Origin of the sequence: Pseudomonas sp. EL_65y_Pfl2_R96, assembly GCF_963970905.1 — a bacterium.
In the GTDB taxonomy this organism is placed as follows: Bacteria; Pseudomonadota; Gammaproteobacteria; order Pseudomonadales; family Pseudomonadaceae; genus Aquipseudomonas.
In genome coordinates, this window is record NZ_CAXAQH010000006.1 from 64,592 (window position 1) to 76,003 (window position 11,412).

Sequence of the window (11,412 nt, forward strand, 5' to 3'; positions counted from 1 at the left end):
CCTATCTCAAAAAAGAAAGGGACCGCTGCGCAGTCCAACGGGAGCAAGCTCCCTCGCCACAGGATTGTGGATTAGCCTCAACTCATCCGGCATTTCCAATCGATACCGCTACACTCGTTTGAAAATCTGCTGCGACACCACACCGCACGCGGCCTTTTTACTTATCGCCCCTGATCAGGCTAAATAGCCGCGCCTGATTGCCCACTCAACCGGATCTGCCCTCATGTCCCGACAACGGCTTGCATTTGCCTGGATCGCCTGCTTTGCAGTGCTGTTCAACATGCTCGCCATGCCGATGTCCGGAGCGATGGCGCAGACGGCGAAATCGCCTGCCGAGCAGTTGTTGTGGGGCAGTTTCTGTTCTTCCAGCGGCACGAAGCTGGTGGCGATTTCCCTCGGCGCTATCGAGCAGAAAGCTCCGCAGAGCGACGACCATTCCAACATGCAACATTGCTGGTGTTGCTCGGGTTCCGCACCGTTAGTGGCGCTACCGGGGCATGCTCCGCAATTGTATTTCGCGCGATTCGAGGCCAATCGAAGCCTGCCGCCTGCCACGCTCGACACACCGACACCGCGCCAGCAATGGCCCAGTCTCAACCCCCGCGCGTCCCCTCTGGTGTGATTCCTTCTCGCAATTGACCTGCGTTTTGAATCGTTCTGGAGAACTGCCATGTTGAACAAACTCATCGTTCTGGCTGTGTTGCTGCTGCCTGCCTGTTTTGCCAATGCCCAAGAATACAAGGCTGGCGAGCTTGAGATCGCCGATCCGTGGTCGCAAGAGTTGCCGCCCAATGCGCCCACCGTCGCGGCGTATTTCGTGATTCACAACAGCGGCAAAACCGCTGACCGGCTGCTCAGCGTCGGATCGCCGATATCCGGCAAGGCCGAGTTGCACGAACATGTGATGCAAAACGATCTGATGAAAATGCAGCAAGTGCCCAGCGTCGAGGTTCCGGCTGGCGGCGAAGCCACCTTCGCGCCGATGGCGTATCACGTGATGCTGCTGGAGCTGAAAGACCGCAGCCTGTTGAGCGACGGCAAGCGCTTTCCGCTGACGATGCACTTCGAGAAGTCTGGCGATGTGACGGTCGAGGTCACGGTGCAGAAAAAGGCACCAGACGGCATGCAAGAGCATATGCACGCCCAGTAATCGCCCGCGTTGAAATCGCCCATGCGCCCGCTTGGCGCCAGGTCATCCGTGCAACGTCGTCAGTCAATGAGCCTGACGCGTGGCAGCTGGATCAGCCTGTTCGCCATGCTGATGATCTTTATCGGTCCGCTGATTTCTCAGTCGATGCCGATGGATTCGCGTGCCTCGATGTCCTTGAGCATGTCGATGGACATGCCCATGGACATGTCGGCCATGGAGCATGGCGCGCAACCCGCCGCCGAGCACTGCCCACCCAAAGCCGACCATCATGCGCTCTGGGAAAAATGCGGCTATTGCAGCCTGCTGTTCAATTGCCCGGCGCTCACTGGCGGCCAGTCCTTCGTCGCCTTCAACAATCCACAGACAACCACCTTCACCACACCCTTCACCCGCCTGGGCCACGCCCGGCAAACCTTCTTCCCCGGCGCCCGCACCCGCGCGCCGCCCATCGTCGCGTAAACACCCACCTCCGCTCTCACACGGTTTAGAAGACAGCCGCAGGCTGCCGGCCGTGTCGTTTACGACTGTTCGATGGAAATTGTCATGTCCAGGTTTTCTGCTGACACACGTTTGGGCACTGCCCAGGCTTCTCTTGCCCTGAACCAATCCTGCGTTCGTTTCAGGCAGGCCACCGCCGTCCTTTGCGGCTTGCTGCTGACACCGATGGTGCTGGCCGATGAACACACAGGCCACACCGAAGAACTGAGCCCGACGGTGATCACTGCCATCGCGCCAAGTTCGCCGCTGACCATCGTCACCAACCCCAAGGACCCGCGCCAACCGGTGCCGGCCAGCGACGGTGGCGATTATCTGAAGACCATCCCCGGTTTCGCGCTGGTACGCAACGGCGGCACCAACGGCGATCCGGTGCTGCGCGGCATGTTCGGCTCGCGCCTGAATATCCTCACCAACGGCAGCATGATGCTCGGCGCCTGCCCCGGCCGCATGGACGCGCCAACCTCATACATTTCACCGGAAACCTACGACAAACTGACCGTCATCAAAGGCCCGCAAACCGTGCTCTGGGGGCCCGGCGCATCGGCTGGCACCATCCTGTTCGACCGCGAGCCGGAAAGCTTCGGCGAACTCGGCACCCGGGTGAACGCCAGCGTGCTGGCCGGTTCCAACGGCCGCTTCGACAAAGTGGTGGACGCCGCTGCCGGCGGGCCGCTGGGTTACGTGCGGGTGATCGGCAACACCGCGCATTCCGACGACTACAAGGACGGCGACAACGACACCGTGCCTTCGCGCTATGACAAGTGGAACGGCGACGTTGCTGTCGGCTGGACCCCGAGCGCCGACACGCTGCTGGAGCTGACTGCCGGCAAAGGCGATGGCGAAGCCCGTTACGCCGGGCGCGGCATGGACGGTTCGCAGTTCTTGCGCGAAAGCCTGGGCCTGCGCTTCGAACAATCGAACATCGGTGAGGTACTGGATAAGGTCGAGGCACAGGTCTACTACAACTACGCTGACCACGTGATGGACAACTACACCCTGCGCACACCGTCCGGCACCGGGATGATGGCCGGCCCCATGGCCTCCAACGTCGACCGCCGGACCCTCGGCGCGCGGATCAAAGCCACTTGGCGCTGGGCCGACGTGCAGTTAATCAGTGGCCTGGATGCGCAAACCAACGAACATCGCCAACGCAGCGCCATGGGCGTCGACACTTACAAGGATGTGCCACGCAACAAGGACGCCGACTTCCACAATTACGGCGTGTTCAGCGAACTGACCTGGTACGCCGCCGACCGTGATCGGCTGATCACCGGTGCACGACTGGATCGCGCCTCGGCCAAGGATTACCGGCAGACCATCGGCTCCGGGATGATGACCCGCTCGAACCCAACGGCCGACGACACCCGCGCCGATACGCTGCCGAGCGGTTTCGTCCGTTACGAACATGACCTGGCCGACAGTCCGACCACGCTGTACGCGGGCCTCGGTCATGCCCAGCGCTTCCCGGATTACTGGGAGCTGTTTTCGCCCAACTCAGGCCCTGCCGGTTCAGTGAATGCGTTCGACTCGATCAAACCGGAAAAAACCACCCAGTTCGACTTCGGCCTGCAATACAAGACCGAAGACCTCGAAGCCTGGGCCTCGGGTTACGTCGGCCAGGTGCGTGACTACATCCTGTTCAACTACACGCCCGGGATGACGGGCACCACCTCGCAAGCCGAGAACATCGACGCGCGAATCATGGGCGGCGAACTCGGTGTGGCCTACAAGCTGACAGCCCACTGGAAAGCCGACGCGACCCTGGCCTACGCCTGGGGCAAGAACAGCAGCGACGGCAGCGCGCTGCCGCAAATGCCGCCGCTGGATGCACGTTTCGGCCTGACCTACAGCGAAGACAACTGGAGCGCCGGCGCCCTGTGGCGGGTGGTCGCGGCGCAGAACCGCATCGACCAGAACAAGGGCAACGTGGTCGGCAAAGACTTCGACACAAGCTCGGGCTTTGGCGTGTTTTCGCTCAACGGCGCGTACCGGATCAACAAGAACTGGAAGGTCAGCAGTGGCGTCGACAATTTGTTTGGCAAGGCTTACGCCGAACACTTGAACCTGGCGGGCAACGCCGGTTTCGGCTTCCCGGCCAATGATCCGCAAGCCATCAACGAACCGGGGCGCACGCTCTGGACCAAGGTGGATATGAGCTTCTAAAAGCTTCGCGGGCAAGCCCGCTCCCACACGGGCGACGTTGAACCTGTGGGAGCGGGCTCGCCCGCGATCGGTTGCGCAGCAACCGCACTAAACAACAAAAACCTACGCCTGGCGGAGCACACGAATGAAACACCCCAAACCGAATTTCTACAACCTGGCCTGGCGCTGGCATTTCTATGCCGGCCTGTTCGTCGCACCCTTCATGGTCATGCTGGCCCTGACCGGCATCATCTACCTGTTCAAACCGCAACTCGATCCGTTGATGTACGGCAGCCTGCTGAACGTCCCGGCCGCTCATCACACAGTCACCGCCGACGACCTGCTAAAACGCGTGAAAGAGGCGTATCCACAAGGCCGGATCAAGCAGTACCTGCCACCGGTCAACGCCGAGCGCAGTGCACAATTTGTGGTGATCAATGAAGGTCATGAACTGAACGTGTTCATCGATCCGTACCACGGCGACATCCTTGGCGAGCAAGACGCGAAGAAGAATCTGCAAGCGATTGCGCGCTCGATTCACAGCGAATTGATGATCGGCACCGTCGGTGATCGGCTGGTGGAACTGGCCGCCGGTTGGGGCGTCGTGCTGGTGGTCTCCGGGCTATTTTTGTGGTGGCCGCGCGGCCAGTCCGCCGGGGTTCTCTGGCCACGTTTGAACAGTCGTGGCCGCGTGCTCTGGCGTGACCTGCACGCAGTGACCGGTTTCTGGGGCGCGGCGTTCTTGCTGGTGATGCTGCTCAGTGGCATGACCTGGACCGGGTTCTGGGGCAAGCAATACGCCAACCTCTGGAACCGCTTTCCGGTCGCCATGTGGAATGACGTGCCCAAGTCCGACGTCGAGGCCCGCAGCCTCAACAGCGCCACGCGCCAGACCGTGCCCTGGGCCATGGAGAACACGCCGATGCCGATGTCCGGCGACCACGCTGAACACATGGCTCACACCGGCACACAGGCCGGTCCGGCAGCGCCGACCATCAGCCTGCAAGACGTGCAGAACATCGCCGTGCAGCGCAAGGTCGAGCCCGGCTACAGCATCACCTTCCCCACCACGGCCACCGGTGTGTTCACCCTCGCGGTGTTCGCCGACGACCCGCGCAACGACGCCACCCTGCATATCGACCAGTACACCGGCGACGTCCTCGCCGACGTGCGCTGGCAGCATTACAGCAACGTCGCCCGGGCCACGGAAGTCGGCGTGATGCTGCACGAAGGCAAGATGTTCGGCCCGTTCAATCAGATCATCGTGCTGCTGATCTGCCTGATGATTTTGCTCAGCGCCGTCAGCGGTGTGGTGATCTGGTGGAAGCGTCGCCCGCAGGGCAAATTCGGCGTGCCGCCGCTGCGTCATGATCTGCCGAAGTGGAAAACCGCGATGGTCATCATGTTCGGGCTGGCGGTGATGTTTCCGTTGGTGGGGGCTTCGCTGGTCGTCGTGTGGGCATTGGATTGGACGCTGCTGTCGCGCTTGGGCCGGCAAACTGAATCCACCTCACCTTCATCATGAAACAGGCGAGATGCGCGGGATAGAAGGATCTGTAGACTTCCGGCGCTTATCTCCCGGTCATTTTCAGTGTTACTGTATAACGAGAATGTACCGCCTTGCCCGCAGCCGGATGCTGCGGGTTTTCTTTTGAAGAAGTGACTCACCGCCTCGATGAACAAGTACCTCTTGTCCGGCCTCTGCCTGCTCGCGATGAATAACAGCGCCCAAGCGCAGCCGCTGACTCTGCCGACCGGCACCATCACCGCACCGGCCTTTGACGACGACACCGTCAGCCTGAACACCCCGACCACCGCCGGTTCACGCCTTGATCTGACGTCGCTGGAAACCCCGGCCAGTGTCGAAAGCCTGACCGGCGAACAAGTCCGCTCGCGTGGTGATCGCAACGTGCAGGACGCGGTGTCGCGCAGCACCGGGATCAGCCGCACCGGTACGCCCGGCGATGGCGGCACGTCGTTGTCGGCGCGGGGTTTTACCGGGCAGGGTTCGGTGATGCAGTTGTTCGACGGCAACCGAATGTACTCCGGCATGGGCACCGTGACCTTCCCGGTCGACACCTGGTCGGTGGAGCGGGTCGATGTGCTGCGCGGCCCGGCGTCGGTGCTGTACGGCGAAGGCGCGACCGGCGCAGTGGTCAACGTGATCCCGAAAAAGCCCTTTGAAGGCGAGATCGAAAACCACGTTCGCCTCGGTTACGGTTCCTACGACAGCCAGCAACAGGCCTTCGACAGTGGCGGTTCGTTGAGCGATACGTTGAGCTACCGCTTGAACCTCAATCGCCTGCGCAGCAACGGTTGGGTCGACCGTGGAGATTCATCCAGCGACTTCATCAGTGCCGCCCTGCGTTGGCAGGCAACGGATGATCTGGCCATCACCCTGGCCCATGATTACGGCGATCAGAAGCCGATGAATTATTTCGGCACGCCGCTGATCAACGGGCACTTCAAAGAGAGCCTGCGAGACAAGAACTACAACGTCAGCAATGACAAGCAACACTACAACGATCAATGGACGCGCCTGACCAGCGACTGGCAGATTTCCGAGAACATCAGTTCGAGCAATGAACTCTATTACCTCAAGGCCCAACGTCGCTGGCAGAACGCCGAGAACTACAACTTCGACCGCGATAACCAACAACTCAGCCGTAGCGGCTATTTCGGCATCGGCCACAAGCAGGAACAGGTCGGCGACCGTCAGACCTTCACCTTCAAACACTCGCTGTTCGGTCTCGACAGCCAGACCGTGACCGGCGTCGATTACAACCGCATCCGCTTCCAGCTCGAAAGCAACTCGCCGTTCACTGACGTCTTGCCCGATGGCCAACCGGTCGATCTGTATCACCCGCAGCGCGGCAACTTTGAGAGTGCCGATCCGTACCGCGATCAGTTCCAGTCCACCACCAGACAAATGTCGGCCTTCGCCGAGAACCGCACCCAGCTGAGCGAACGCTGGTCCCTGGTGACCGGTGTGCGTCGCGACTACGTGCACGTGGACCGCGAGAACCTGATCGATGGTAGCCAAAGCGACAAGACCCTGACCGGCAACAACTGGAAGGCTGGCCTGGTGTTTGCCGTGACCCCAGACACCTCGTTCTACGGCCAGTACGCCACCAGCACAGATGGTGTCGGCGGTTTGATTTCCCTGAGCCCGAGCCAACAGCAATATGACCTGGCTAGCGCCAGGCAGACCGAAATCGGTGTGAAGCAGATGTTCTGGGACCAACGCGGCGAATGGACCCTGGCGGCCTATCGCATCGTCAAAAAGAAACTGCTGACCGATGATCCAGGCAATCCGACGCTCAAGCAGCAGGTCGGTCAGCAATCGTCCAACGGGCTGGAAGCCAGCCTCGATCTGCAACTGCCGCACGCCTGGCAGTTGCAGGCCAACGCAGCCATCGTCAAAGCCAAATACGATGACTTCGAAGAGGTGGTCAGTGGTGTGCCAGTGTCGCGCAACGGCAATCGCCCGGCGGACGTGCCACGGCGCACGGCGAATCTGTGGCTGAGCAAAGCGATCAACGATGACCTGAAGGCCGGGGCCGGTGTGCGCTATGTCGATGCGCGTTTTGCAGACATGACCAACCAGAACGAACTGCCGAGCTACACCGTGGTGGACGCCACGCTGTCATGGAAAGCGCTGCGTAATACGACGCTGGGGGTGCAGGTGAACAATCTGTTTGACCGTCAGTACGCGCAAAGCCAATACAATGAGGGCCAGCAGTGGATCCTCGGCGAGCCGCGATCGTTTTTTGTCACCGCTGATTACACCTTTTAAAAGATGGAATGCTCTTGTGGCGAGGGAGCTTGCTCCCGCTGGGTTGCGAAGCGACCCCAAAACCAGGCGCGCCGGTTTTCTCTGACACTGCGCATTGTCTGGTTTTGCGACTGCTGCGCAGCCGAGCGGGAGCAAGCTCCCTCGCCACAGGTGTGTGCTGACTTGAACGATCATCAGGAATGAAATGACCTCGCTGAACCTCACGAACCTCGCCTGGACACCCCTGGGTCACGGTCACTGTCATCACCAGTTCCAGCTGCGTGACGCATCGCTGCACGTGGCTGCCGGTGAGTTCGTCGGGTTGATCGGCCCCAACGGCAGCGGCAAAACCAGCCTGTTGCGTTGCGCCTATCGTTTCAGCAAACCGGAAAGCGGTGAGGTCAAACTCGACCATCACAACGTCTGGAAGCAATCCTCTCGTTGGTGCGCGCAACGCATCGCGGTGGTGTTGCAGGAGTTCCCCGATGCCTTCGGTTTGACCGTCGAAGAAGTGGTCGCCATGGGCCGCACGCCGCACAAAGGCCTGTTTGATGGCGACACCCTTGAAGACCGAAAACTCGCGACCAACGCCCTCGAATCGGTCGGCCTCAAGGGCTTCGAAGACCACGCCTTCGCCACCCTTTCCGGCGGTGAAAAACAGCGTGTGATCCTCGCCCGCGCCCTGGCCCAGCAACCGCAATTGCTGATCCTCGACGAGCCGACCAATCACCTCGACCCGCGCTATCAGCTGGAGCTGTTACAACTGGTCAAACGCCTGCAAATCGGCACGCTGGCGAGTATTCACGACCTCAATCTGGCAGCGGCTTTCTGCGATCGGCTGTACGTAATCAATCACGGTCACATTGTGGCCAGCGGCCCCCCCAAAGAAGTCCTGACCGCACAACTTTTGCACAACGTGTTCGGCGTCGACGCCCTGATCGATGACCATCCCTTGCACGGCTACCCACGAATCACCTGGATAACCCAACCATGACTTTGCGTTCCCTGTTTTGCGTCGCTCTGTTGCTGGGCAGCGCCCAAGCATTGGCCGAGGCCACCCATTACCCGCTGACCGTCCAGAGCTGCAACCGCGAAGTCACCTTCAAGGCAGCACCGAAACACGCGGTCAGCCATGACATCAACATGACCCAGATGATGCTCGCCCTCGGTCTCAAACCCAGGATGGCGGGGTATAGCGGCGTGACGGGCTGGAAGTCGGTGACGCCCGAGATGCAGACCATCCTCGATGGCTTGCCGGAGCTCGCGGCCAAGTACCCGTCGGTGGAAACCCTGCTCAACGCCAACGTCGATTTCTTCTTTGCCGGTTGGGATTACGGCATGCGCGTCGGCGGCGATCTCACGCCGCAAACCCTGCAACCGCTGGGCATCAACGTCTACGAACTCACCGAGTCCTGCGCCTTCGTCATGAAGCGCCCGCCGGCCAGTCTGGAAGACACTTACAACGACCTGCGCAACCTCGGGAAAATCTTCGACGTGCAGGACCGCGCCAACACCGTGATCACCCAAATGCAGGCGCAAGTCGCCGACATCCGCAAGGATCTGCCGACGGACAAACCTCGGGTATTTCTGTACGACAGCGGTGAGGACCGGGCCATGACTTCCGGGCGCCTCGGCATGCCACAGGCGCTGATCGATGCCGCCGGTGGGCGCAACATTCTCGACGACGTTGATGCGAGCTGGACGCGGGTGAATTGGGAGAACGTGGTCGAGCGCAATCCGCAGGTGATCGTGATCGTCGACTACGGCGAAGTCACCGCCGAGCAGAAGGAACAATTCCTGCTGAACAACCAGGCCCTGCAATCGGTGGACGCGATCAAGAACCAGCGTTTCATCGTCATTCCGTACGTGCAGGCCACGCCCGGGATCGACAACGTGCTGGCGGTCGAAACCCTGGCCAAGGGTTTCCACGGCGAATGATCGATCGTCGCTATGCCTTGTTGCTGATCGCCCTCGGCGCGCTGTTGCTGGTGTCGTGTGTGGTATCGCTGGGCTTCGGCCCGGCGCGGGTGCCGGTGGAGGTGGTCTGGCGGATATTGCTGCACAAGATTGTTGGTGTCGGTGTTGCGGACTGGACTGCCGGCCAGGAACACATCGTCTGGCTGATCCGCGTGCCACGCATGTTGCTCGGTGCGCTGGTAGGCGCCGGTCTGGCGTTGATTGGCGCGGTGCTGCAAGCGGTAACGCGCAATCCATTGGCTGATCCGCACCTGCTTGGCGTGACCTCCGGCGCGACCCTCGGCGCGGTGATCGTGGTGCTGCATGTCGGTGAAATCGTAGGCCTGCTGACCTTGCCGATTGCCGCGTTTATTGGCGCGCTGCTGAGCATGTTGATCGTGCTGATGATCGCCAATCACAATGGGCGGCTGGACAGTGATCGGCTGCTGTTGTGCGGCGTGGCGGTGTCGTTCGTGATGATGGCGATCGCCAATTTGCTGTTGTTTCTCGGTGATCACCGCGCCAGTTCTGCGGTGATGTTCTGGATGCTTGGCGGGCTCGGGTTGGCGCGTTGGGAGTTGCTCGCGGTGCCGGCCGCCAGTGTGTTGCTTGGGTTGGTGTTGTTGCTGGGGATGGCTCGGCCGTTGAATGCGTTGATGGCGGGTGAACAGACGGCGGTGACCCTCGGCCTCAATGCTCGCACCGTGCGGCTGCGGGTGTTTTTGATTGCCTCGTTGATGACCGGGGTGTTGGTGTCGATCAGTGGGTCTATCGGGTTTGTCGGGCTGATGGTGCCGCACATTGCGCGGCGATTGGTTGGGGCAGAACATCGGCGATTGCTGCCGGTGTGCGTCTTGTTGGGCAGCCTGTTCCTCGTCTGGGTGGATGTGGCCGCACGTACCCTGATCGCCCCGGAAGACTTGCCCATCGGCGTCGCCACTGCGGCGATTGGCGGGTTGTTCTTCATCGGCCTAATGCGTCGTCGCTGACTCCACAAGGACACCACTGGACCTGTGGGAGCTGGCTTGCCTGCGATGGCGGCGGCACATTCAACATTTCTGTGGCTGACCCACCGCTATCGCGGGCAAGCCCGCTCCCACAGGGATGTATGGCTCCGCATACCCGGATTTGATCGTTCCCACGCTCCCGCGTGGGAATGCCGCCAGGGACGCTCCGCGTTCCGCTGTTGAATGTTTAACGGATGTGTCAAAACACGGAACTTTCCCACGCCTTTTTCAGGTTGTTCGTCGGACGCGAGCCCTCTAGTCTTGGGCTGTCGCTGAAAACTCAGCGATCGGGTGTGAGAGCCCGGAAGAGGTTTTAATCCATCGCCAGTACCACCATAATCGCCGACAGCTTATCCGCTGCCTGCAATGCTCTATGGCGGCTGTGTGCGGGCGGACTTCGGTCCGGCCGGGTTTGATCCTCTACCGGTTTCTCACTCCGCACATAGCTGCCACCACTCCGTCGCGTGAGAAACGACGAGTGATGGCTTCAACTGATTAGAGGACATTTCAATGAATAAGAAACTCGTACCAGACCCACCCTTCAATACCACCACCCCCAACGCCGAAGCCTCGCGCACCGAAGAATTACTCAAAGACCGCGAAGCCATAAAACGCGCCCTCGACTACTACCTCGATCCCCCGGCGCCCTACACCGAAAAACCCCGCCGCCCCAGCACCATGTTCATCGTCGCCCCGAATATGGATACCGAAAGCCTCCTGGCCCACGCCTGTGAATCGTTGGCCACAGCGAGTGTCCTGGCCAGCGATTCCGCCAACAACCTGATCGGACCGCAGCGCTATACGGTGTTGGCGATTCAACAGAGCATCATGCTGGCGGAGCTGGCGGTGAACCGGGCGCTGGATAACGTCGATCCGGCGTAGAC

10 protein-coding genes are annotated in these 11,412 nt (G+C 60.8%); all 10 read left to right on the forward strand.

What is annotated here, in order from left to right; all coding sequences use genetic code 11:
• Positions 1–223 precede the first annotated feature (223 nt).
• The 10 genes from AACY49_RS08990 (at position 224) to AACY49_RS09035 (ending at position 11,410) form a co-directional block, all read left to right on the forward strand.
• Positions 224–622: a DUF2946 domain-containing protein gene (locus tag AACY49_RS08990; RefSeq protein WP_223483948.1), complete on the forward strand. Its 399-nt coding sequence runs from the start codon at positions 224–226 to the stop codon at positions 620–622.
• A gap of 48 nt (positions 623–670) precedes the next feature.
• Positions 671–1,150, forward strand: coding sequence for a copper chaperone PCu(A)C (locus AACY49_RS08995; protein ID WP_339523095.1), 480 nt, complete (start codon positions 671–673; stop codon positions 1,148–1,150).
• 21 nt (positions 1,151–1,171) lie between these two features.
• Positions 1,172–1,609 carry a DUF2946 domain-containing protein gene (locus AACY49_RS09000; RefSeq protein ID WP_258697758.1) on the forward strand — a complete coding sequence of 146 codons (438 nt, stop codon included), beginning with the start codon at positions 1,172–1,174 and terminating at the stop codon, positions 1,607–1,609.
• Between the two features lie 84 nt (positions 1,610–1,693).
• Positions 1,694–3,811 (forward strand): TonB-dependent copper receptor, encoded by a 2,118-nt coding sequence (locus AACY49_RS09005; RefSeq protein ID WP_339523097.1) that lies wholly within the window; start codon positions 1,694–1,696, stop codon positions 3,809–3,811.
• Between the two features lie 124 nt (positions 3,812–3,935).
• Complete coding sequence (locus AACY49_RS09010; protein ID WP_339523099.1) at positions 3,936–5,315, forward strand: PepSY-associated TM helix domain-containing protein; 1,380 nt, start codon at positions 3,936–3,938, stop codon at positions 5,313–5,315.
• A gap of 150 nt (positions 5,316–5,465) precedes the next feature.
• Entirely contained in the window at positions 5,466–7,586 is a 2,121-nt protein-coding gene (locus AACY49_RS09015) for a TonB-dependent receptor (RefSeq protein WP_339523101.1), read from the forward strand.
• 184 nt (positions 7,587–7,770) lie between these two features.
• Positions 7,771–8,559 (forward strand): ABC transporter ATP-binding protein, encoded by a 789-nt coding sequence (locus tag AACY49_RS09020; RefSeq protein WP_258697762.1) that lies wholly within the window; start codon positions 7,771–7,773, stop codon positions 8,557–8,559.
• Positions 8,556–9,503 (forward strand): ABC transporter substrate-binding protein, encoded by a 948-nt coding sequence (locus tag AACY49_RS09025; protein ID WP_339523102.1) that lies wholly within the window; start codon positions 8,556–8,558, stop codon positions 9,501–9,503. The genes AACY49_RS09020 and AACY49_RS09025 overlap by 4 nt, the downstream gene beginning before the upstream one ends.
• Entirely contained in the window at positions 9,500–10,510 is a 1,011-nt protein-coding gene (locus tag AACY49_RS09030) for a FecCD family ABC transporter permease (RefSeq protein WP_339523103.1), read from the forward strand. Before AACY49_RS09025 ends, AACY49_RS09030 begins: the two co-directional genes overlap by 4 nt.
• 528 nt (positions 10,511–11,038) lie before the next feature.
• A complete protein-coding gene (locus AACY49_RS09035; protein WP_258697765.1) occupies positions 11,039–11,410 on the forward strand; it encodes a DUF6124 family protein in 372 nt (123 codons plus the stop codon).
• Positions 11,411–11,412 lie beyond the last annotated feature (2 nt).